This window comes from Clostridium coskatii (genome assembly GCF_001675205.1).
In the GTDB taxonomy this organism is placed as follows: Bacteria; Bacillota; Clostridia; order Clostridiales; family Clostridiaceae; genus Clostridium_B; species Clostridium_B ljungdahlii.
This window is the reverse complement of the sequence record NZ_LROR01000045.1, coordinates 14,099-39,036: the sequence shown is the minus strand read 5'-3', so window position 1 is coordinate 39,036 and position 24,938 is coordinate 14,099. Positions and strand designations below refer to the sequence as shown.

General features: G+C 31.3%; 19 protein-coding genes and 1 other annotated feature. Of the genes, 16 read left to right on the top strand and 3 right to left on the bottom strand.

Going from position 1 to position 24,938, the window contains the following annotated elements; all coding sequences use genetic code 11:
• Positions 1-39 precede the first annotated feature (39 nt).
• Positions 40-237: a binding site (T-box leader), on the top strand.
• 103 nt (positions 238-340) lie between these two features.
• Genes CLCOS_RS09495 through leuB form a run of 4 tightly spaced genes read left to right on the top strand, consistent with a single transcriptional unit; the run spans position 341 to position 4,731 of the window.
• Positions 341-1,876 (top strand): 2-isopropylmalate synthase, encoded by a 1,536-nt coding sequence (locus CLCOS_RS09495; protein ID WP_087877532.1) that lies wholly within the window; start codon positions 341-343, stop codon positions 1,874-1,876.
• 34 nt (positions 1,877-1,910) lie between these two features.
• A complete protein-coding gene (gene leuC / locus CLCOS_RS09490; RefSeq protein WP_023162955.1) occupies positions 1,911-3,176 on the top strand; it encodes a 3-isopropylmalate dehydratase large subunit in 1,266 nt (421 codons plus the stop codon).
• Positions 3,176-3,670: a 3-isopropylmalate dehydratase small subunit gene (leuD, locus tag CLCOS_RS09485; RefSeq protein ID WP_023162956.1), complete on the top strand. Its 495-nt coding sequence runs from the start codon at positions 3,176-3,178 to the stop codon at positions 3,668-3,670. The genes leuC and leuD overlap by 1 nt, the downstream gene beginning before the upstream one ends.
• Positions 3,667-4,731, top strand: a complete 1,065-nt coding sequence (gene leuB / locus CLCOS_RS09480; protein WP_023162957.1) for a 3-isopropylmalate dehydrogenase — start codon at positions 3,667-3,669, stop codon at positions 4,729-4,731. Before leuD ends, leuB begins: the two co-directional genes overlap by 4 nt.
• 789 nt (positions 4,732-5,520) lie before the next feature.
• On the opposite strand, the gene CLCOS_RS09475 is transcribed toward leuB, so the two are convergent.
• Genes CLCOS_RS09475 through cooS form a run of 3 tightly spaced genes read right to left on the bottom strand, consistent with a single transcriptional unit; the run spans position 5,521 to position 9,135 of the window.
• Entirely contained in the window at positions 5,521-6,783 is a 1,263-nt protein-coding gene (locus CLCOS_RS09475; RefSeq protein WP_063600770.1) for an NAD(P)/FAD-dependent oxidoreductase, read from the bottom strand.
• Complete coding sequence (locus tag CLCOS_RS09470; protein WP_063600771.1) at positions 6,780-7,235, bottom strand: 4Fe-4S dicluster domain-containing protein; 456 nt, start codon at positions 7,233-7,235, stop codon at positions 6,780-6,782. Before CLCOS_RS09470 ends, CLCOS_RS09475 begins: the two co-directional genes overlap by 4 nt.
• Before the next feature lie 19 nt (positions 7,236-7,254).
• Complete coding sequence (gene cooS / locus CLCOS_RS09465) at positions 7,255-9,135, bottom strand: anaerobic carbon-monoxide dehydrogenase catalytic subunit (protein WP_063600772.1); 1,881 nt, start codon at positions 9,133-9,135, stop codon at positions 7,255-7,257.
• 337 nt (positions 9,136-9,472) lie between these two features.
• On the opposite strand from cooS, the gene CLCOS_RS09460 reads away from it, so the two are divergent.
• The 12 genes from CLCOS_RS09460 to CLCOS_RS09405 all read left to right on the top strand — a co-directional run bounded on the left by CLCOS_RS09460 (position 9,473) and on the right by CLCOS_RS09405 (position 24,902).
• Positions 9,473-10,621 (top strand): DEAD/DEAH box helicase, encoded by a 1,149-nt coding sequence (locus tag CLCOS_RS09460; protein WP_023162961.1) that lies wholly within the window; start codon positions 9,473-9,475, stop codon positions 10,619-10,621.
• A gap of 53 nt (positions 10,622-10,674) precedes the next feature.
• The gene (gene corA, locus CLCOS_RS09455; protein WP_013237578.1) at positions 10,675-11,622 is read left to right on the top strand and encodes a magnesium/cobalt transporter CorA; all 948 of its coding nucleotides are present in this window, start codon (positions 10,675-10,677) and stop codon (positions 11,620-11,622) included.
• A 129-nt stretch (positions 11,623-11,751) separates the two neighbouring features.
• Positions 11,752-12,459 carry a lantibiotic protection ABC transporter ATP-binding protein gene (locus CLCOS_RS09450; protein WP_063600773.1) on the top strand — a complete coding sequence of 236 codons (708 nt, stop codon included), beginning with the start codon at positions 11,752-11,754 and terminating at the stop codon, positions 12,457-12,459.
• Positions 12,460-12,464: 5 nt separating this feature from the next.
• Positions 12,465-13,229 (top strand): lantibiotic immunity ABC transporter MutE/EpiE family permease subunit, encoded by a 765-nt coding sequence (locus CLCOS_RS09445; RefSeq protein WP_013237580.1) that lies wholly within the window; start codon positions 12,465-12,467, stop codon positions 13,227-13,229.
• Position 13,230: 1 nt separating this feature from the next.
• Positions 13,231-14,004, top strand: a complete 774-nt coding sequence (locus tag CLCOS_RS09440) for a lantibiotic immunity ABC transporter MutG family permease subunit (protein WP_063600774.1) — start codon at positions 13,231-13,233, stop codon at positions 14,002-14,004.
• Between the two features lie 236 nt (positions 14,005-14,240).
• The gene (locus CLCOS_RS09435; RefSeq protein WP_063600775.1) at positions 14,241-14,900 is read left to right on the top strand and encodes a response regulator transcription factor; all 660 of its coding nucleotides are present in this window, start codon (positions 14,241-14,243) and stop codon (positions 14,898-14,900) included.
• Complete coding sequence (locus CLCOS_RS09430) at positions 14,891-16,264, top strand: sensor histidine kinase (protein WP_063600776.1); 1,374 nt, start codon at positions 14,891-14,893, stop codon at positions 16,262-16,264. Before CLCOS_RS09435 ends, CLCOS_RS09430 begins: the two co-directional genes overlap by 10 nt.
• Before the next feature lie 165 nt (positions 16,265-16,429).
• Positions 16,430-18,379, top strand: a complete 1,950-nt coding sequence (locus tag CLCOS_RS09425) for a DNA gyrase/topoisomerase IV subunit B (protein WP_063600777.1) — start codon at positions 16,430-16,432, stop codon at positions 18,377-18,379.
• Positions 18,380-18,456: 77 nt separating this feature from the next.
• Entirely contained in the window at positions 18,457-21,321 is a 2,865-nt protein-coding gene (locus CLCOS_RS09420) for a DNA topoisomerase IV subunit A (RefSeq protein ID WP_063600778.1), read from the top strand.
• 694 nt (positions 21,322-22,015) lie between these two features.
• Entirely contained in the window at positions 22,016-23,005 is a 990-nt protein-coding gene (locus CLCOS_RS09415) for a lipoate--protein ligase (protein ID WP_013237586.1), read from the top strand.
• Positions 23,006-23,065: 60 nt separating this feature from the next.
• Positions 23,066-23,620, top strand: a complete 555-nt coding sequence (locus CLCOS_RS09410) for a DJ-1 family glyoxalase III (RefSeq protein WP_013237587.1) — start codon at positions 23,066-23,068, stop codon at positions 23,618-23,620.
• 49 nt (positions 23,621-23,669) lie between these two features.
• The gene (locus tag CLCOS_RS09405) at positions 23,670-24,902 is read left to right on the top strand and encodes a M16 family metallopeptidase (protein WP_063600779.1); all 1,233 of its coding nucleotides are present in this window, start codon (positions 23,670-23,672) and stop codon (positions 24,900-24,902) included.
• Positions 24,903-24,938 lie beyond the last annotated feature (36 nt).

Genomic DNA, 24,938 nt, shown 5'->3' with positions numbered 1-24,938 from the left:
TTTATATTATAATTTTGCGGTATATAAAAAATTGAAAATAAGAAAACTGTGATAGGAAATAGTAAATGTAAATTATATTTTAAAGAGAGTGGGAAAAGGTGAAAACCCATAGATGTTGTACATTGAACTCATCCTTGAGTTATAGGCTGAAATTACAGTAAGCTGTATCGGCAAAATGCCGTTATTGAATTGAGTAATAATTTGGGTGGTACCGCGAACAGACTTCTCGCCCCAAGAGAGGCCTGTTTTTTTATACCCCTCAATATAAAAAAATTGAAATAGAAGTTTTTTTACTGGCCAGCAAAAAACTTGTGTTATATAAAAATTTTAGGAGGTTTTAATCATGAGTAAGATAAATATATTTGATACTACACTTAGGGATGGAGAACAGACACCAAATGTCAGTTTAAATATAAATGATAAACTCACTATTGCAAAACAACTTCAAAAATTATCAGTAGATGTTATAGAAGCTGGGTTTCCAAGAGCCTCGGAAGGAGATTTTGAAGCAGTTAAGGCTATTGCACAAAATATAGAAGGACCTGTTATAGTTGGTCTTGCAAGAGCTGTAAAAGATGATATATGTGAGGCTTGGGAAGCTCTTAAATATTCTAAAAAGCCTAGAATTCATGTTTTCATTGCTACATCAGATTTGCATATGAAATATAAACTTAAAATGGAACCTGATGAAGTTTTAAAGCAAGCAGTGGAAATGGTAACCTATGCTAAAAGTTTGTGTCCCAGCATAGAATTTTCTCCAGAAGATGCTACAAGGACTAGACCTGAGTTTTTATATAAAGTAGTAGAAGCTGTTATAGATGCAGGGGCAGATGTGGTAAATATACCGGATACAGTGGGTTATACTACTCCAAGTGAATATGGAGCACTTATAAAAGGAATTAAAGATAATGTGCCAAATATAGACAAAGCCACAATAAGTGTTCATTGTCACAATGATCTAGGTCTTGCCGTGGCAAACTCCCTGGCAGCTGTTGAAAATGGAGCACAGCAAGTTGAATGTGCAGTAAACGGCTTAGGGGAGAGAGCAGGAAATGCAGCACTTGAAGAAATAGTAATGGCAATTAAAACCAGATCTGATTGTTTTAATTGCGAAACAGGTATTGTAACAGAAGAAATAACAAGAACTAGTAATCTTGTAAGTCATATAACTGGGATGCAGGTTCAAAATAATAAAGCTGTAGTAGGTGCAAATGCCTTTGCCCATGAATCAGGTATACATCAACATGGTGTTTTAAATTGTAGGGAAACCTATGAAATTATGACACCTGAATCTGTAGGACTTAAGAAAAGCCTTATAGTACTAGGAAAACATTCAGGAAGGCATGCTTTTGTAGAACGTCTTGAAGAATTGGGATATAAGAATTTAAGCAAAGAAAAAATAGATGAAATATTCAAAGAATTCAAAGATTTAGCTGATAAGAAGAAACATGTTTCAGATGAAGACATAGAAAGTCTTGTAAAAAATGAAATTTTCCAGGTTCCTGAAGTATTTAACTTAAAATACTATCAGGTTTCTACAGGAAATACAGTAACATCAACTTCTACTGTGGAAATAGAGTATGATGGTAAAAATATAAAGGAAGCTTCCTGTGGTGATGGTCCTGTAGATGCTACTTTTAAGGCTATTGAAAAAGCTATAGGAATAGATGTTACATTAAATGACTATTTTATAAAATCTGTAGGATATGGTAAAGATGCACTAGGAGAGGCTACTATAAAGATTGAAAAAGAAGGTAAAATTTTTTCTGCTAAAGGAGTAAGTACAGATATAGTGGAAGCAAGTGGCAAAGCATTTATAAATGCTATGAACAAAATTCATTATGAAAATTCTCTAAAAAAAGTTGAAGAATGCTAATATATAATATAAATTTTGATAGGAGTTGATAAACATGGGCATGACCATGACGCAAAAAATACTAGCTCACCATGCGAAAATGGATGAAGTAAAGGCAGGACAATTAATAAAAGTTAAATTGGATTTAGTACTTGGAAATGATATAACTACGCCAGTAGCTATAAATGAATTTAATAAAATTGGTCTTAACAATGTTTTTGACAAAAATAAAATAGCAATTGTCCCTGACCATTTTACACCAAATAAAGATATAAAATCTGCAGAGCAGTGTAAATATGTTAGAGAGTTTGTAAAGAAGATGGAAATCAAAAATTATTTTGAAGTTGGAAGAATGGGAATTGAGCATGCTTTAATTCCAGAAAAAGGTCTTGCAGTTTGTGGAGATGTAGTAATAGGTGCAGATTCTCATACTTGTACTTATGGAGCTTTAGGTGCATTTTCTACAGGAATTGGTAGTACAGATATGGCAGCAGGTATGGCTACAGGAGAAGCTTGGTTTAAGGTTCCAGAAGCTATAAAATTTGTTCTTAAAGGAAAGCTTACTAAATGGGTAAGTGGAAAAGACGTAATACTTCATATTATTGGCATGATAGGAGTAGATGGGGCACTTTATAAATCCATGGAATTTACTGGTGAAGGAGTAAGTTCACTTACTATGGATGATCGTTTTACCATATGTAATATGGCCATTGAAGCAGGAGCTAAAAACGGAATTTTCCCTGTAGATGAAAATACTATAAATTATGTAAAAGAACATTCAAAGAAAAATTATACTGTATATGAAGCAGATAGTGATGCTGAGTATAGCCAGGTTATAGAAATAGATCTATCAAAAATTCGTCCTACAGTGGCATTTCCACATATACCTGAAAATACAAAGACCATTGATGAGGTAGGAGACATAAGAATAGATCAAGTTGTCATAGGTTCCTGTACTAATGGCAGAATAGGAGATTTAAGGGCAGCCGCTAGCATTTTAAAAGGAAGAAAAGTTAATGAAAATGTAAGAGCTATTATTTTCCCTGCTACTCAAGCTATATATCTTCAGGCAATGAAAGAAGGACTTATTGAAATATTCATAGAAGCAGGGGCAGTGGTAAGTACTCCTACCTGTGGACCTTGTCTTGGTGGACATATGGGAATATTGGCAGAAGGAGAAAGGGCAGTTTCCACTACTAATAGAAATTTTGTAGGTAGAATGGGACATGTAAAGAGTGAAGTATACCTGGCAAGTCCAGAAGTAGCAGCAGCTTCAGCAGTAACAGGTAAAATTTCATCACCAGAGGAGGTAGTAAAGTAATGATAAAAGGAAAGGCAATTAAGTATGGAGATAATGTAGATACGGATGTTATAATTCCAGCTAGATATCTAAACACCAGTGACCATAAGGAGCTTGCTTCTCACTGTATGGAGGATATAGATAAAGATTTCTCAAAGAAAATAAGTAAAGGGGATATAATGATAGCTGGTAAAAATTTTGGATGTGGTTCTTCTAGAGAACATGCACCTATAGCTATTAAAGCTTCTGGAATAAGCTGTATTATTGCTGAAACTTTTGCTAGAATATTTTTTAGAAATTCCATAAATATAGGACTTCCTATAATGGAATGTGAAGAAGCTGCAAAGGACATAGATGAAAAAGATGAAGTATCTGTAGATACAGTTTCTGGAGTAATAACAAATATAACTAAAAATAAAACTTATAAAGCTGTTCCTTTCCCTGAATTTATGCATAAGATTATAAAATCAGAGGGACTTATAAACTATATAAAAGAAGAGGTGGAAAACAAGTGAAGATAGCTATAATACCAGGAGACGGAATTGGAAAAGAGATAATTGAACAGGCAAAAAAAGTATTAAAGGCAGCCTCTGCAAAATATAATTTTGATTTTGAATGTGAGGAGGTACTTTTAGGCGGTGCAGCAGTGGATGCCACAGGAGTTCCTCTTCCAGATAAGACTGTTGAAGTTTGCAAAAAAAGTGATGCTGTACTTTTAGGTGCAGTAGGTGGACCTAAATGGGATAGTTTGCCTAGCAAACTTAGACCAGAAGCTGGTCTTTTGGGTATAAGAAAGGCCCTTGGGGTATTTGCAAATTTAAGGCCTGCCATACTATTTCCAGAACTTATAGCAGCTTCAAATTTGAAGCCAGAAGTACTTGGCGGCGGTCTAGATATTATGATAGTAAGAGAATTAATAGGTGGGGCGTATTTTGGAGAGAAAAACAGAATAGATATTGAAGGTGGAAAAAAAGCTTGGGATACTATAAGTTATACCAGCTTTGAAATAGATAGAATTACCAGAAAGGCTTTTGAAATTGCAAGAAAGAGGAGTAACAGACTTACTTTAGTAGATAAGGCAAATGTACTTGAAAGTTCCAAGCTGTGGAGAGAAGTAGTGGGAAACATAGCAAAGGAATATGAGGATGTAGAAATAAATTATATGTATGTGGACAATGCTTCCATGCAGCTTATAAGAGATCCTAAACAATTTGATGTAATTTTAACTGAAAATATGTTTGGAGACATTTTAAGTGATGAAGCTTCAATGCTTACGGGTTCTCTTGGAATGCTGCCTTCTGCAAGTGTAAGGGGAGATTCCTTTGGATTATATGAACCTGTACATGGCTCTGCACCAGATATTGCAGGACAAAATAAGGCAAATCCGATTGGAACAATCATGAGTGTTGCTATGATGCTTAAGTATAGTTTTGATATGGAACAGGCCTATGTGGATATAAAAAATGCCATATCAAAAGTGCTTAAAGAAGGTTACAGAACAGGTGATATAGCAAAAGAAGATTCAAAATTAGTTGGTACAGAAGAAATGGGAGACTTAATAGTTAAGAATTTATAGGTCATAGAGTTTCTAAGTAAAAAGTTTACTTATACCAGCCATATACTAACAAAAATCATCACACTAAAAACTTTTTATAAGTCTAAAGTTCGGTATTTTGAAAATCTAAAGAAGCTTATATAAACTCGTACCTCAGACACATATAAGCTTCTAAGATTTTCTAAAATACCTCACTAAGACTTATAAAAAAAGTTTTTAAGTGTGATTTCAATTTTGTTAGTATATTTTATGTATAAGTTAAAATTTTATTAGAATTACTATAGAATTTATAAATTATGTTCCAATTATTAAAATAAATGTATATTAAATATTCTATGTGTGATTTAATTTTTCACGATGTTATTGTATACTGGAAAGAATAAATATCATTAACAGTATGAAAATTATTTAAATAGGTAGTAGCTCTACAATTAAACTTACCCAAATTGCCAATTTGATTTAAATGCTAAATGTATCAATTCAGCCGAGATTTATAATTAACAATTTTGAGTAATTATGAATTTAATTTTTAATTTTATGATCTATAGCGTTTCTAACTTAAAAATAAAACTTATACGTAGAAATATTTTACAATAAACAAACACATTTAAATATTTTGTGTATAAGTCTTAGTAGAAAATTTGTAAAAAAACTTAGACCTTTTGAATTGTCTGAGGTACGAGTTTTCAAAAGGCCTTAGTTTTTATAAATTTTCTTCTTAGACTTATCAAAATATTTAACCGTGTTTGTGGTTGTAAAAATATTCGGAGTATAAGTTTTATTTTTTGCTTAGAAACTCTATAAGGTAATTTACCTCAATTGATAACTATATTGTCCATCTTCTTCAACATTGTAAAAATCAGAATAATCTATGTCAAAAATATTTTTATGGATATTGCTTATATTTACTTTATTTTTTATGAGATATCCCAGTACACCGCAGTAAGATATATCTCCAACTAGAAGTGCGCCGTAGATTACTCCATCTTTGTGAACTATTTTTTGATAAACTCTATCTCCTTCTAATGTATCCACAGCATAACTTTCATCTGCTATATTTACATTACCAAGGGATACACATGGAAGGTTAAATAAATTCATTGAGTTCTTCATGCCAAAAGTGTCATTTAACTCTCTATTTATACCTACCATGTTGTAGGCAGCAGTCATTCCCTGTTTTACAGCTATAGGCCATATAGGAGCAGTAAAAGTAACATCTCCGGCAGCATATATATTATCTACAGTGGTTTTACAATGTTTGTCTATGACAATGCCTTTTTCAACTTTTATCCTGCTGTCTTTTATAAAGTTTACATTTGGTCTAACACCAGCAGCAACTATTATCATATCGCAATCTATAGCAGTTGAATTTGATAGTACGGCTTTACTTACAAAGCCATCTTTATTTAAAACTACCTCTTCCAATTTAACTGAAGTAAATACATCTATACCTTTTTCTTTTAACAACTTTTCATATATAGAGGATGCGGCTTTATCCAGTTGAAGTGGGAGAATTCTATCTCCCATTTCTACAACTGAAATCTTTATATTTTTTACCATAAGCCCTAAAAGAGCATCAATTCCTACAAGACCTGCACCAAGTATTACTACTCGTTTTGTGCTTTTAAGTTTGTCTTGTATAGCAGTTACATCTTCAAAATTTCTGAGGGAGTATACTCCTTTAGCTTCTCTTAAATTTTTAACTGGGGGAATAAAGGAGGAAGCACCAGAAGCTATAAGGAGTTTGTCAAATTTGAAGCTGCTGTTGTCTTGAAGTAAGACTTTTTTCTTGTCAATATCAATATTGCTTACATCTGCATCTTTTATCCATTCTATATTATTTTTTTCAAAGAAATCTGCATCTACAAAATTTATAGCCTCTAAATTTCTACTTCCTTCAATTACCTTGTGGAGCATACATCTTGAATAAACTGCATCATCCTTTGAAATAATAGTTATTTTGGAGGACTTATCTAACTTTCTTAAAGTTTTAGCAGCATTTATTCCAGCAGCACTGGCTCCTATTATTACATATTTTGTATGAAAAAATATTTTTATCGTTAAACCACTCATAGGAGATCTGCCTCCTTTTCAATATAAATTGCTCCTGTTGGACAATTTTCAACGCATCTAGGTGTATCTCTGTCACCACATAGGTCACATTTAACTACTTTACTTTTGGTCTGAGTATCTGGTTTCAATACTCCGTAAGGACAGGACATGACGCACATAAAGCAGCTGGCACATTTATGCTCATCATAGGATACTATACCGCTTTCAGGATCTTTAGTCATGGCACCACTCATACATGTCATTACACACTCAGGTTCGTCACAGTGACGGCAAAATATAGGAAGCTTGTTTCCATTATCATCTTTAGATATATGATTTCTACTTTCAAGAAATTTGTTGCTGAGATCAAGATCATAAAAAGATTTCCCATCTTCATTGTGCTCTGCCATACAAGCTAAAGTACAATTTAAACATCCGGTACATAAATCCTTATTTATCATTATTCTTTTCATAAAGACCACCTTCTAAATTTTAATTAAGACCTAAGCTTTTCCTTCTTGCAAGTATGGTTTCTTCTAATTTATCTGCAGCTTTTATTATATCGTCTTCTATTATAAGCTTGCCGCCTGTTAGATTTTCCATGTCTTCACATAAAACTTTTGTTACCACTTTACTTCCACCAATAAAAGGAGATATAGCAAGGTGAAGTGGTAATCCAAGGGCAAGACCAAAACTTCCATCTGCTAATGCTTGTTCTTCAAGCCATTGAGGTGCAGAAAGTACAAGTGGAAGCTGTGGAATATCTATTTTTAGATATTCTGCTAGTTCTTTTGCTACAATTTCCAATCTTCCAATAGCAAGACATGGACCAAAATTTAGTACAGGTGGTATTCCTAGGCTCTTACATACTTCTTTTAAGCTATCTCCTGCAAGTTTAGCAGCTCCTGGAGACATAAGTCCTACATTTTCAAGTCCACCACTTGAACAACCTGCAGAAAGCACAATTATATTTCTCTTTATAAGTTCTTTTGTAAGTTCTACTGTAAATACATCATGACCTTTGGCAGTTAAGTTTGAACAACCTACTATTCCAGCAACACCTTTAATTTTTCCAGCAGCAATTAAGTCTACTAGAGGTTTCCAGCTGCCACCTAAGAAAGATTTTAAGGAACCTTCACTTACACCTGTTATGACGTCATCAAAGCCATGGTTTTTAGGAATATTCATTGTAACTTTAGATCTTCTGTTCTTATAGCTTTCAATAGCTGTATCTATAACATGGTTGCTTATTTTTTCTCTATCTTTAAAGGAATATTCTACATATTCTGCATTTGATTTTTTAGAAACGTCATCTAGGCATATCATTTTAACCATGAACTTATCAGCTATTGGCTCGATGCCAGGAAGAGTACAGTTGAATTCAGATACTATTGCATCTATACCTCCAGTTGCTATTAAGGCTTCACTTGTAAAATTATTTCCTGCATGGCCGGAGAAAACATCAGTATAGTATTTACCTCTTAACTGTAAATCCTGTCCTACACAGGTACATCCAACTAGTTTGAATCCTTTAGCACCAACTGCTTGGGCCTTTTTTACAGCTTCAGGTTTTACAAGTTCTTCTTGAAGATGGGCAATCATGGAGTGCTGGTGGCCTGTTATCATCAAATTTATATAATCCGTATCTACAACTTTAAAACCAACTTTTGCAGGTCTTATAGCAGGTTCACCTAAAACTATGTCATTTAATAAATTTGTAAGGGTAAGTCCATAAATTCCAGTGGATATTCCAAGTTTTAAACAATTTAGAAGCATATCTACAGGGTCACTGTTTAGATTTGTAGAAGTTTTTACTACACCATCAAAAACTTCTGATTTTGCACCGCCAGGCATTATATTTAATTTGTTCCAATTTTCTAGTCTAGGTGCATAAGCTAATTTATTTATAACTTCCATTTTTTCAAATTTTGGTTTGTATAAGTCCTTTAATACGGCATCAGCTACTAGTACAGCTTTTTTATGTGGGTCAGATTCTGTTATACCTAATTTTTCTGCCAGTGTATTGAGAGCATTCATTCCTTTTATCTCGCCGCCGGTTTCACCTATGGATTTTACGTTTCTAGCTGTATTTTCGACTATATGAATATAACATCCACTGCCGGCAGCTACAGCTCTAAGAAAGTTTCTTGCAACCATGGTATCAGCACTAGCACCACATACTCCTCTTGGAGCTTTAGGTGTTATCCTACAGGGACCGTTTGCACAGAGTCTACAGCAGACTCCTAGCTGACCAAAACCACATTTAACACTTTGGCTTTCTACCCTATGATGAGAAGTTTCTACACCATCTAGAGAACCTATAAACTTTTCAAGTACCTTATCTGCTGATTTACAAATTTTGTTATTTGACATAATAAAACCTCCAAAATATACTATTTAAGTATACTATTAAATTATTAGAACTACTGATTAGGATTATTCTCCTAAAGGATAACGTATTCTAAGTGCTAAAGATACTAAGAATACTTATACTAAGAATCAAAAACTGCAATAGTTTAATAATATTAATTAATACTATTTATTTACAAGTACGACTAACTAAAGAATAATTGTTATCCAATAACAATAATATAAACCTTTTCGGTTTCCTTGTCAATATAAAATATAAAATAATTCTTATTTGATTGAAAATTATTTTATATTGATATAATAGAAGAATAGATGTATTAAAAATTAAGGAGAAAAATATATGACAAAAGTTTTGTTTAATGAATTAGGTATAAATGGAGAAATAACAGAAGGACTAAAAAAAGAAGGCATTGAATATGCTGCAGAAATACAATATAAGGCCATTCCAGAAGCTCTTTTAGGTAAAGATATAGTAGGAGAATCAGAAACAGGCAGTGGAAAAACTTTAGCTTATATTGTTCCTATATTTCAAAAAATTGATTTCGAAAGTAAAGATGTTCAGGCATATATACTTGCACCTACACATGAACTTGTAATTCAAATACATAATGTAATAAAAGACTTAGCTTGCAATTCAGATATTCCAGTTAGATCTGCAGCTATAATAGGAAATGTAAATATAAAAAGACAGGTGGAAATTTTAAAAAATGAAAAGCCGCATATAGTAGTGGGTTCCACAGGAAGAATACTTCAACTTATTAAAATGAAAAAACTAAAATCCCATAATGTCAAAATCATTGTAGTAGATGAAGCAGATAAACTTCTAGATAAGAACAACATAAATGATGTTAAAGCTATAATAAAAACTACATTAAAAGAAAGACAATTAATGTTTTTTTCAGCTACAATAGATGATAGAACTTTAGATATAGCAAGGGACTTAATGAAAGATTACAAATTTATAAAGGCAGAACAAAAAACTTCTATGAATGAAAATATAAAACATATGTGTTTTATGTGTGAAAGAAGAGATAAAATATTGATTCTAAGGAAACTTGTGCATATATTAAATCCAAAGAGGGCCATTGTATTTGTAAATAAGCCAGATGAAATAGAAATACTTACAGAAAAATTAAAATATCATGAATTAAGAGCAGAAGCTATATATGGAGCAGAAGACAAGAAAGATCGTAAAAGAGCTTTGGAAAGTTTTAAATTAGGTAAAATTAATTTATTAGTAGCTTCAGATATAGCAGCAAGAGGACTTGATATAGAAGATGTAGATTATGTTTTCAGTTATGATATACCAGAAGATGCCGACAATTATTTACATAGAGCAGGGAGAACAGCAAGAGCTGGCAAGGAAGGTACGTCTATATGCATAATCACAAATAAAGAGCAGAAATTATTAAAACAATATGAAAAGGCATTTAATATAAAAATAAATTTAAAAGATATGTACAAAGGAAAAATAATAGAGCATAGATAAAAAATTGTTTTATAGCATACTAAAAATTTTTTATACACAGGGGGATTGTAATATTGGTTACATTAATTAAAAATACATTAAAAGAATTTGAAAGTTTAGAAAAAGCTATATTTGAAGCTGAAAATACTAAAGAACCTTATTGGATTGATATAAATATGCCGCAAGAACATGAGTTTTCAATATTAAAAAAACATTTTCATTTTCATCCTATTACAATTCAAAATTGCACGCAAAAAATTAAAAGATCTAAAATTCATGATTATAATGAATATCATTTTATAACCATTACATCAAGTGGAGATTTAGTAAAAGGATTTTTTCCTTATAAAAATATACATATATTTATAAATAAAGACTTTATAATAACGATTCATTATAATGAAAATAAAATAATTAAAAAAATATTTACTGAATTAAAGAAAAAATCAAATGCATGCATTAAAGGTACTGATTTCATACTATATAATATTTTAGATGAAATTGTGGATCAGTATTTTATATTGACGGATAAGCTGGAAAATCATATAGATATTTTAGAGGAAAAAGCAATGATGAGACCTGTTCAACAAACAGCAGCTGAAATAATGAAATTGAAAAAAAACATTATGAAATTAAGGCATACAGTATCTCCAATTAGAGAATTGTTAAGTACATTATTGAGACATGATGATATAATCTCTGAAACTAATAGAATATACTATTCAGATATATATGACCATATTTTAAGAATATATGATTTAATAGAATCAGAGCAAGAAATGATAACATCCTGTTTGGAATTGTATTCATCACAGCTTTCAAATTCCATGAACAAGGTAATGAAACTTTTAACCATTATTACTACAATTATGATGCCTCTTACAATAATAACAGGGGTGTATGGAATGAATTTTGAATACATGCCTGAATTACATTGCAGGTATGCTTATTTTATAGTTTTATTTGTAATGGCACTTATTACAATATGTGAGATAATATTCTTTAAGAAAAAAGGTTATTAACTATATTAAAGTTTGCAAAAAATGATCTCAGTGATGAAAAGTCACTGAGATCATTTTTTTAAATCCTTATAAAATCCTTAAAATTAGTATTTACAATTAACGTGAATTGATAAGGGAGGATTTATAAAGATGGAAAAATACATTTTACAAACAAAAAATTTATGTAAAAATTTTAAGGGACAGCTAGCGGCAAATAATATTTCGCTTGCAATAAAAGAAAATTCTGTTTATGGATTGCTTGGTCCTAATGGTGCCGGAAAATCTACTACATTAAAAATGATTACAGGGATACTTAAGAAAACTTCAGGTGAAATTATTTTTGAAGGACATCCCTGGAGCAGAAAAGATTTAAAGGATATTGGGGCACTAATTGAAGCTCCTCCACTATATGAGAATTTAACTGCAAGGGAAAATCTAAAGGTCAGAACTACACTACTTGGACTTAAGAAATCACGTATTGATGAAGTACTCCAAACGGTTGATTTAACAGACACAGGTAAAAAGCGTGCAGGTCAATTTTCCATGGGTATGAAGCAGAGACTTGGAATTGCTATTGCACTACTTAATCATCCTAAACTTTTAATTTTAGATGAACCTACTAACGGACTAGATCCTATTGGTATTCAAGATTTGAGAAATCTTATTCGTTCTTTTCCAGAGCAGGGTATAACAGTTATTTTATCTAGCCACATATTGTCTGAGGTAGAGCTTATTGCAGATCACATTGGAATTATTAGTAATGGAATTTTAGGATATGAAGCAAAAATTAATCCGGGTGAGGATCTAGAATCACTCTTCATGGAAGTAGTTAAAAAATCTAAAAGGGAAATGAGGTAATTAAAATGAGTTCATATTTGAAGGCAGAGAACTTAAAGTTAAAAAGGACGATGACTAAAAAACTTGTTTTGATTTTCCCAATTGTCACACTTTTTTTTGGTTTTATGACAGGAGTTTATTATCAATTAAATACATTTAATTGGTGGTACATGCTTATGCTGCCGGGAGGTGTTTCACTTTTCTGTGCACTTGTAAATCAAAAAGAAGAGAAAAAAATTAAATATAGAGCGGTTTTCTCTATGCCTATTGATTTAAAAAAAGTTTGGATTTCAAAGGTTATTCTTATAGCTGTTTATGTTTTATTTTCTTGCATTCTTTTGGCGTTAGGAGTTGGTATAGTAGGAAAATATGTCTTGCCAAAAGTTATTTCAAGTTTTGCTTTAAATTCTATAGTTACTATTCCAGGTATAAATGCAATTACAGCAGCTATTGTTATTGCAATAACGTCACTATGGCAAATTCCACTTTGTCTATTTTTAGCTAAGAAATTTGGGTTTTTTGTACCGGTTATTTTAAATGTTGCAGTAGGTATAGGCCTTAATGGAGCGATGGCTGTGAAATCCATCTGGTGGCTGTGTCCGTATAGTTGGACGAGTCGTCTTATGTGTCCTATACTCGGTATACTTCCAAATGGGCAGTTGCCAGTAGGAAAAGATACAATAATGCTTAGACCAGATGTTATTCCAGTAGGAATTGTGTTATCTATTTTACTATTTGTTGTACTACTTACTGTTACATCAAGTTGGTTTAAAAATCAGGAGGTGGTATAAAATGCTGTCATTATTTAGAGCTTTACGGGCTGACTTTCAAAAGTTAAAACATACTCAAATATTTTGGATTCACATTGTAATTCCAATAATAGGTGCATTATTTTTTCTGTTCTGTTACAATTTATTTAACAAGGTAGAGACTATTGAAAAGCACGTACTTTATTTTGAATTACTTGGCATGGTTTTTCCACTTCTAATTGGAATAATTTGCAGCATGGTTGTTTCACAGGAAGAACAAGCAGGTCAATTTCAAGTATTGCTCGGCAGCACAAAATCAAGAAGTATTTCATGTTTAAGTAAGCTAATTACCTTGATTTTTATGGGAATGTTTTCTTTATTTTTAGCTCTTGGTATAGTACTTTTGGGATTAAAATTGTTTTTACATGTATCCAACGTTCCTTATTTATTATATTTTCAGGTGTTTGGATGGCTTATTTTTAGTAATATATTTATTTATATATTAAGTTTTTTTGTCAGTTTAAAGTTTGGCAGGGGAGCATCTATTTTTTTAGGAATTGCAGGTATGCTCATTGCTGCGCTAATGATTACAGGACTTGGAGATAGATGTTGGATGTATCTTCCATGGGCATGGGGTGTAAGGTTTTGTGATTTTGCTACTTTGAATTTTATGTCTTCAGCTATGCATAAAGAAATTCCTTATCTTTTACATAATATTCAAAAAGCATCGTGCATTAAAGGTGCATATACTTTGGGAATATTGATGCTGCAACTTTTATGGTTTGAGTTTTGGGAAGGACGTAAGTCTGAAGAATAATATTTTTATACAGATTAAAAATATTGCAATGCAATATTTTAAATAACAAAGTACAAAGTTCAAATATCAGATAAGGATAATTTTCTTTCTGACGTTGGAAAATATTAAAATTATAGGTTTCCTGAGGTACGAGGGAAATCATCTTTATCTGTTCTTTGCTATTTTTACTTTGTTATTTAAAAAAATTTGTATATTAGAAAGTTGAGTTCTTAACTAATTCGAGGGGGGGTAGCTGTATGGCCAAGATTCTTGTAATAGACGATGAAGAGGACATTTTAGTGCTTGTGAAAAATGTTCTTGCGAAAGATGGACATGTTGTTACAATTGTCAATAATCCAAAAAAAATTCTGCTTAATGAGTACGCAAAATATGATCTTATTTTATTGGATGTTATGATGCCGGATATAGATGGTTTTGAATTATGTGAGAAAATTCGTGATATAGTAGACTGCCCAATTTTGTTTTTAACTGCTAAAACTATGGAAAATGACGTAATGTTTGGACTTGGAATAGGTGGGGATGATTATATAAAAAAACCTTTTAGTACAGGAGAACTTCGTGCTAGGGTAAATGCCCACCTGAGGAGAGAAAAAAGAGAAAAGCACAGTATGATTTCTATCTCTGGTATGAAATTTAATTTGGCAAGCAAGGAAATTATTATAAAAGATAAAAAAGTACCTATGACAAAAAGTGAATATGCTATTTGTGAATTTCTTGTACGCAGTAAGGGACAGGTATTTACAAAAGAGCAAATTTATGAAGCTGTATACGGATATGAAAGGGAAAGCGACAGCTCAGGTATTGCAGAGCATATAAAAAACATAAGGGCAAAGCTTGCTATTTTTGATTTATCTCCAATTAAAACAGTTTGGGGGATTGGCTATAAATGGGAATAAATAAAAAATCAGTTACAATGAGAGGAGTTTTTTTTAGATATTTAGTAACTTTAGCTGTTACATTTATTGTTGTTTCAGCATTGTATCTTAAATTTGTTTTTTTGCTTATAAAAGGTAATGTATTTTTACCTGCAAATTATAGTGAAAATTTAGCTTTAAATGTAAAATCTAAACTTCAATCAGCACAGACTATAACAGAAAATATGATCCCTAAAGGATGTAAATTTGTTGTTTTTGACAAAAGTTATAGAGTAGTCAAAACAGATTTAAATTCTAAAGATTTAGATGAAGCAAAAAGGTATGCGAAGGGGCAGGGATATAATAACCATTGGGCGACGAAGCAGTATTATATCATACAAAGAAAAGATGGTTTATGCATACTTCAGTATTATATTATAATGAGGTACAGCTCTGACTTTTTAAATAGTAATTTACCTAATCCTCAAGGAATGTTTGTTTTAATGTATATCTTTTTATTTGTTACCATCATTTTTATAATTTCAACAATTTATGCACGAAGGCTAAAAAAGCAGTTAAATCCCTTACTTGAAGTATCAGAAAAAATCAAGGAACAGGATTTGGATTTTGATATAACTCATTCAGGTATAAAAGAATTTGACAGTGTTTTATTGTCGCTGTCAGATATGAAAGAAGAATTAAAAAAATCCCTAAAAGAGCAGTGGCATATTGAACAGGATAAAAGAAAGCAGGTTTCAGCTCTTGCCCATGATATAAAAACACCACTAGCTGTTATTAAGGGCAATGCAGAATTATTAATAGATTCACCTTTAAATGAGGAACAGAAGGAATATACAGCATTTATTCATAAAAATTCCAATCAAATTGAGAAATATATAAAAATGCTTATTGAATTATCTAAAGCAGAAGAAGGCTTTTGCATACAGCTAAGTAAAGTGAACACAGAAAAGTTTGTAGAAAATATTCATAATCAATTAAATGCACTTGCATGTACAAAAAAGTTACAAGTTGAATTTGAGAAAGAGTGTTTGCCGCAAGAAATTATAATTGATCAAAGTTTACTATACAGAGCAATTATGAATGTCATTTCTAATGGTGTGGATTACTCACCAGATAACGGTAAAATTTGTTTTAAAGCCGCAGGTTTTCAGGATAACATATGCTTTACTATTACTGATAGTGGTAAAGGCTTTTCAAATAGAGACATTAAATTTGCTACAGGACAATTCTATATGGGTGATAATAGCAGAACGTCTAAAACACATTATGGTATGGGATTATTTATTGCCTGTTCTATCTTAAAACAGCATAAAGGAGAGATCCATATTGGTAATTCACCTATTACAGGAGGAGGGCAAGTTACTCTTAAAATTCCAGTAGAATGAAATTTATATGACATTTTTTGAAAATAAATTTGCATAATTTAAATATTACTTATATAATAATTTTGAAGTTAGCTACCTTCTTTTTTGAGAAGGTTTTTTTTCGTAAATATGATGGAAATGTAGAATTATTAATTATGAATATAAATATTTGAAAGGGGAAATTTTATGGAGGGCAAAGAAAGAAATGTCTATGATGTAAACTCCTTAACTTCATTGGAGAAACTTGAACCAGTACGTGTTAGACCGGGAATGTACATAGGATCAACTGGCAGTAAAGGTCTCCATCATTGCATATGGGAGCTTTTGGACAATGCTATAGATGAAATTTCCAATGGATTTGGAGATAGGTCATATGTTACCTTAAACAAGGATGGCAGCGTGTCTGTGCAGGATAATGGAAGAGGAATACCTACTGGAATTCATCCTGTAAAGAAAAAAAATGGAGTGGAAATGGTGTTTACCGAACTTCATACAGGAGGAAAATTCAATAATTCAGTGTACAAGACTTCAGGAGGTCTTCATGGTGTAGGGGCAGCAGTAGTGAATGCTCTGTCTACTTGGATGGAAGTAGAAGTCAAGCAAAATGGACATATATATAAGCAGAGATTTGAATATGCCTATGATAAGTCACTAAAGAAAAATATGCCAGGTACACCAGTAACACCTATTAAAGTAATAGGAGATACAAGTGATACTGGTACAAAAGTAACATTTATGCCTGATAATACGGTATTTTCCACAACTGATTTTAAAATTGATATAATAGATGAAAGGTTAAAAGAGTTAGCCTTCCAAAATAAAGGTATAACTTTAAAATTAATTGATAATACGGGAAAAGAAAGCATAGAAAGGGAGTACCATTCAGAAAGGGGACTTCTAGATTTTATAGATTATTTAAATGAGAGTAAAACACCTATTCATAAAGATCCAATATTATTTGAAGGAGAAAGAAAGATAAATGATTTAAGTATGCATGGAGAGGTGTGCATGCAGTTTACGGATTCTACTACCTACCATATAGCAAGTTATGTAAATAATATTCCTACTACAGAATCGGGAACTCATGAAAGTGGATTTAAAACAGGTATGACCAGGGCTTTCAAAGAGTGGGCTAAAAAATTAAATTTGCTCAAAGAAAAAGATAAAGAATTTGAAGGGGATGACTTAAGAGAAGGGATGACAGCTATAGTTAAGATAAAAATAACTAATCCTATATTTGAAGGTCAAACAAAGACAAAGCTTGGAAATACGGAAGCCTATACTATGATGAATGATCTTGCCTATACAAAGCTTTCAGAATGGATAGAAGATAATAAAGAGATAGCATCTGCTATAATAAATAATGCTCTTCATGCTGCAGCAAGAAGAGAGAAGATAAAAAAGATAAATGATGCGGAAAAGAAAAAGATAGGTAAAGGTGCGGCCCCTCTTGCAGGAAAAGTTGCCGTATGCACATTAAAGGATTCTTCAAAATGTGAATTTATAGTAGTTGAAGGTGATTCTGCTGGAGGCTCTGCAAAACAGGCTAGAGATAGAAGATTTCAGACTATAATGCCTTCTAAGGGTAAAATTATGAATACGGAAAAACAGAAGCTTGAAAACGTACTTGGAAGTGAAGAACTTAAGATATTTAATACTGCTATAGGTACTGGAATACTTGAAAATTATAATGAAAGTGATTTGAGATATGATAAAATTATAATTTTAAGTGATGCAGATGTAGATGGATATCATATAAGGTCCCTTTGGATGACCTATATATATAGATATATGAGACAGCTTATTTCAAATGGGCACCTTTATATAGCACTTCCACCTCTTTATAAAGTATATAAGCAGAATAAAGGTAAAGAGGTAATTAAGTATGCTTATAGTGATGAGACACTGCCAGATGCAAAAAAGAAAATAGGAAAAGGTGTGCTTGTACAGAGATACAAAGGACTTGGTGAAATGAATCCAGACCAGCTTTGGGAAACTACTTTAAATCCTGAAACGAGAACACTGCAGCAAATAACTATAGATGATGCTGCTAAAGCTGAAAAGATGGTATCACTTTTAATGGGAGATGTAGTTGCACCTAGGAAAAGATATATGTATAAATATGCACAATTTTAGATAATGCATAATTCACAGTTAATGAAAGTTTATTAGATAACCTATAGCCTAAAGTGAAAGAATCGGAGGAAATGGATTTGGTTAAGAACACAGTAATTCCAAAAGATAACAATATAATAAAAATTCCTATAGAAGAAGCTATGCCGGACAATTATCTTCCTTATGCAGTAGAAGTTGCAAAGGACAGGGCACTTCCTGATGTCAGAGATGGGTTAAAACCTGTACATAGAAGAATAATATATGGGTCATATATGTTAAAGGCGTTTCCAGACAAACCATATTATAAGTCTGCCAGGATAGTAGGAGACATTCTTGGAAAATATCATCCTCATGGAGATACTTCTGTATATGACGCCATGGTAATACTAGCCCAGGATTTTACAACTAGGATGCCAATTATAGATGGTCATGGAAATTGGGGAAGTCAGGATGGAGATAGTGCAGCCGCCATGCGTTATACAGAAGCAAGACTTACACCTATTGCTATGGAAATGATAAGAGATATAGAAAAAGGTGTAGTAAATATGGTGGATAATTATTCTGGATCTGAAAAGGAACCGGAAGTTCTTCCTGCAAGATATCCCAACTTACTTGTAAATGGAGCTTTTGGAATAGCTGTAGGTCTTGCCACTAACATACCCCCACATAATTTGAGAGAAGTAATAGATGCTACTGTAGCATATATTGATAATAGAGATATAACTGTAGAAGGACTTATGAATTACATAAAGGGACCGGATTTACCTACAGGAGGAATAATTATAGGTAAAAAATCTATGATTTCAGCCTATGAAACAGGAGAAGGAAAAGTTACATTAAGGGCCAAGACTTCCATAGAGAAATTGGACAGCGGAAGACTTGGAATAGTTATTACAGAGTTTCCTTATAGAAGGAGTAAGGCAAAATTACTTCAGGTAATTTCTGAAATGACTGCAGACAAAAGGTATGCAAGGGCACTAGAGCCTATATCAGACATAAGAGATGAATCTGATAGAAGTGGTATAAGAGCAGTAATAGAATTTAAAAAATCTACAGATATGAAATTGGCTCAGAAGATTTTAAAATATTTACTGAAGAAAACGGACCTTCAATGCAATATATCTTTTAACATGGTAGCATTAGGAGATGGAAAGCCAATAACTATGGGATTAAAACTCATATTGAAATATTATGTGGAATACCAAAAAGAAATCATAACAAAGAGAACTAAAAGGGAATTGGAAGAAGCAAAAAAGAGATTTCATATTGTAGAGGGATTTATAAAAGCTCTGGGAATAATGGATGAAATTATAAAGACTATTAGAAGTTCTAAATCGAAAAAAGATGCGGCTTCAAACCTTATGGAACAGTTTGATTTTACATACCCCCAGGCGGAGGCTATACTGGAGCTTATGCTGTACAGGCTCACTGGACTTGAAATAGATTCTTTTGAAAAAGAACATGAAAAACTTTTGAAAGTTATAAAAAAACTTACTAAAATATTGGAAAGTGAGAAGGAAATTCTGAAAGTTATAAAAAAAGAACTTATTGAAGTTGGAGAAAAATATGGAGACGATAGAAGAACTGCTATTGTTGAAGAAGATGAGAAGGCAAAAATAGATGTAGATGAAATTATAATAGATGAAGATATAGTTATTACTATGTCAAAAGAGGGATATATAAAGAGGACCTCTTTAAAAAGTTATAATCGCTCTAGTGGAAAAGTTGAAGACATAGAATATAGAGAAGGAGATTTTAACGAGTATTTCATAAATTCCAGCACAAAAGATACCCTTATGTTCTTTACAGATTCCGGTGATATGTATAGGATTAGAGGAATGGATATCCCTGAGTTTAAGTGGAAGGAAAAAGGAGAAAAGCTGGATAATTTAATAAAGGGAATTGATTTAGAAAAAAATCATATAACTGCAGTATATAGTATAAAAGATTTTAATTTGCAAAAGGATTTTGTGTTTTTTACTAGCATTGGTGGAATAAAGAGAACAGGAATTGAGTCATTCGTCACAAATTATACAAAACTTATGGCATTGAAATTAAAAAATGGGGAAAAACTTATAGGGGTAGAACTTGTTGATAGAAGTGCAAATGTAGAATTTATAAAAGTAGAAACTAAGTCCGGACTTGAGTTTACAGTAAGAAGTCCAGAAATTAATTTAGAAGATAGAAATATAGTTACTACACCACTTGTTACATTACAAGGGGAAGATTTTGCGGTAAAGATGGATTTTTCAACAGAACCAGAATATAAAGAGTTTTACATAAACATAAATAAGTCTGGAATAATTAAAGTTTTAAATTCAGGAAAATCTTCTAAAAGTGTGTTTACCAATTCTTCAAGTTACATATTGATATTTACATTAGATGGAGAAGTTCTTTCTATACCTGCTTTTATGCTTCAGAACGTAGATAATAGTGGCATAGATATTAAGGTACTTATGAAGAATATAGACGTAGGTAACATATTAAAGATAATTTCTGTGGAAGACTTTGATTGTGGATATGTATACTTTTTTACCCAATATGGTATGGTAAAAAAGACCGCATTAATGGAATTTAAGCAGATTGCTGGATGTTCTACTGCTTATAAATTTAAGGATAAAAAAGATTCTCTTGTAAATGTAGAATACAGTGACAAGGAAGAAATAGAAATATTTTTAATAACTGAAAGAGGGATGGGAATAAAGTTTAAAGCAAATACCGTAAATACTATGGGAAAATTAGCTGCAGGTGTTACAGCTATAAGTTTAAAGGAAGATGATAAGGTAGCATATTGTTTTCTTATAGATGGTAATGATAGTAAAGATTATAAGCTAAATCTAATTTCTGAAAAAGGAAACAAAGAGCAGATAAATGTAAAAGATGTAGTTCTTCAGAATAGAGCAGGAAGGGGAAAAAGCATTATGCTCATAGTTATGGATGATAAGGTTAAAAAAGTTTATTAAATACTCAACTTTCGCACATGAAATTAACTTAATATAAAAATAATGCGAAGCAAAGCTTCGCAAGTTAAGAATTAATAATGAAAAATTAATAGTGAAGGATGATTTTTAGCTATCGCAAAAAATCTTTAAATTTATATAAGTCAGCTCTTAGTAATGTTTTGCTTTAGCAAAACGAATGGTGAAAATCTTAATCAAAGATTTTTTGTAGTGTAACGAAAAAAATCCACATTAACTATTAATTCTTCATTCTTAACTATTAATTGAAAATATTGCTTTGCAAAATTTTTAAACTGCCAAATTTAAAGAGAGTCATACTTTAAAAGAACTAACATAACTGGTTCTTTTAAAGTATGACTCTTTTCTGTGAGTTTTAAAATAAATAAGATAAAGATATTAAATACTCAACTTTTTAATAATAAACTATATATAGTATAATTGAGTTATAGTAAAAAACTATTAAATAGGTATTCTATTTAATAGTAAATTTATGCTTAGAAATATTTTTACAATAATGAAGCACATTTAAATATTTTGCATATAAGCCTTAGTAAAAAATTTGTAAAAAACTTAGAATTTTTTACTTAGATTTATCAAAATATTTAACTGGCTAAAGGTTGTAAAAATATTCGGAGAATAAATTAATTTTCAATCTAGAAATCATTATGTATTACATATGCGAAAAGGAGAAAAAATAATGATAAACGTTGTTAATAACTCAAATAATCCATATTTTAACCTTGCCCTTGAGGAATATTTTGTGAAATATAAAGATTTAGGGGAAGATATATTAATATTGTGGCAGAATGAACCAGTTATAGTAGTTGGCAAAAATCAAAATACTTATGAAGAATTAGATCTGGAATATGTAGATAAAAACAATATTAAAGTTGTGAGAAGATTGTCTGGTGGAGGTGCAGTATACCATGATCTTGGCAATTTGAATTTTACTATAATAAAAAATAAATCCAAACTGCATAAAAACGATTTCTCTTTCTTTTCACTGCCAGTAGTATCCTGTCTAAATAAGCTGGGAGTTAAAGCAACTTTCAGCGGCAGAAATGACATTTTAATAGATGGAAAAAAGTTTTCTGGTAATTCACAGTATTTTCATAAGGAAAAGTTATTGCATCATGGAACTATTTTATTTTCAAGTGATTTAACTATATTGTCAAAGGCATTAAAAGTAAAAAAAGAAAAATTTGAATCTAAGGGAATCAAATCGGTAAAAAGCAGAGTTACAAATATAAGTGAACATATTGATAAAGGATTATCTCTTATAAAATTTAAAGATATGTTAATTCAATGCTTTTTTGAAAGCAGAAAAGAAAATCCTAAAACTTATGTTTTAAGTGAAGAAGATACGAAAAATATAAATGAACTTGTTAACAATAAATATGGCACCTGGGAATGGAATTTTGGAAAATCTCCTAAGTTTAATTATAATAAAGAAATGAGATTTGATGCAGGAAGTATATGTGTAAAGGTAAATGTAATTGATGGAATAATGAAAGAATTTAAAGTAGAGGGCGACTTCTTTGAGGAAAATCCTATAAAGGAAATGGAAGATCTATTTATTGATAAAAAGTTTAATATTGAAGATATAAAAAATATTATAGAAAAAAATGATGTGTCAAAATATATTTTAAAACTAACTAATGATGACTTTATGAAATTATTTTTATGATTTTACATGTATAATTATAAATTTAATACTGTGTTATAATTTATTTGAGGTGGTTGTGTTATGAAAAAGGCTATAGTTTTACTTGCAAGAGGTTTTGAAGAAGTAGAGGCTTTAACTTGTGTAGATGTTTTGAGAAGAGGAGGGGTACACTGTATAACTTGTTCTATAAATTCTGAAGATGATGTAATGGGTACCCATGAGATACATGTAAAAGCTAACAGCTTATTAGAAAAAACAAATACTGATAAATATGATGCTTTAATAATACCTGGTGGAATGCCTGGAGCAGCTAATTTGAGGGATAACCCTGAGGTTATACAAGTTGTAAAAGACTTCAATAATTCTAACAAGATAGTAGGTGCTATTTGTGCAGGACCTATAGTATTAAAAAAGGCAGGTATTATTGAGAATAAAAAGGTAACTTCCTATCCAGGATATGAAAATGATATAGCACCTGTAAGCTATAGTGAGGATGTAGTGGTTCAAGATGGAAATATTATAACAAGTAGAGGTCCTGCTACTGCCATGCATTTTGCTTTTAAAGTTTTAGAAAATTTGGCAGATAAGAGGACTGTGGAAAAATTAAAGAAAGATATGCTTTTTAATTTAGTTTGACAGTATTATAATGTAAATAGAAAATATGAAATACATATGGAGGCAAAACTTGCAAGAATATATGCTGGATAATGGGTTGAAATTGTTATATGAATATAGAGAAGGAAAAGTAACTTCCCTCTGTATAGGTTTTAATGCAGGGGCACTGGAAGAAGAAAAAAAATTTCATTTAGGTACAGCTCATGCAGTAGAACACCTTATATCTAAGGGAAGTAAAAATAGAAGTGAAAATCAGATAAATTCTGAACTTGAAGGTATATTTGGATTTGAAAATGCTATGACAAATTATCCCTACACAATTTATTATGGTACATGTCTCTCAGAGGATTTGGAAAGAGCAGTTGAACTTTACAGCGACCTGCTCTTGAATCCTCTTTTTTCAACTAAAGGTTTTAGGGAAGAGATAAATGTAATACTTCAGGAAGTTAAAGAATGGGAAGACGATATGTATAGGCATTGTGAGAGTACTCTTTTTAGAAATTCCTTTAAAAAAAGGAGGATAAGAGAACTTATAGTAGGCAATAGAAGCAGCATAGAATCAATTACTTTGGATGAAATAAAAAGTTTTTATGATGATTTTTATTTTCCTGAAAATTGTACCATTTGTGTATGTTCGCCTTTAAATATTAGCTTTATAAGGGACATAATAAGCACGTATTTTGGATTATGGAAAAGTGATTTAAAAAAATATGTGCATGAAAAAAGTTTGTGCGAAGCAGTGAGAAATGGAGTGTTTGAAGAAATTGTACCAGGTATAACTGGAGCTAAAATTCAATATATATTTGATATACAAAAATTAAATCATAAGGAATTCAAAGCGCTGCTTCTTCTTAATGCTGCTTTTGGACAGGGCACAGATAGTATTCTTTTTAATAAGATAAGGACAGAAAACGCACTGGCCTATGAGGTTAGAAGCAGCATAAAAAATGAAAGGGGAATAAAACTTCTTTCTATAAATATGGGCACTTCTTTTGAAAGTGTAAAAAGAGCGATTTCTATAACTTCAGACACAATAGACAGATTGAAATGTTTAAAAGGGTACTTTACTGGGACTAAAATAAAGGCTTTAAGTAAAAGTATAAATTTAAAAAGAGAAATAAAATTTGAAAGATCCATTGAATTTTGTAAAGAAGTTGTTACTTCTGAACTTATGCAAAGAGGGTGCAGGTATGATGGTTATTCAAATATATATAATTTAGATGATGTTCGGGAAGAAGATATAATTGAAGTTGCAAACAAGGTTATGGTTAAACCCTCTATACAGATTTTAACTGGAAACTAAATTAATTCACAAATTGTGAATTGATTACTAAAAAAG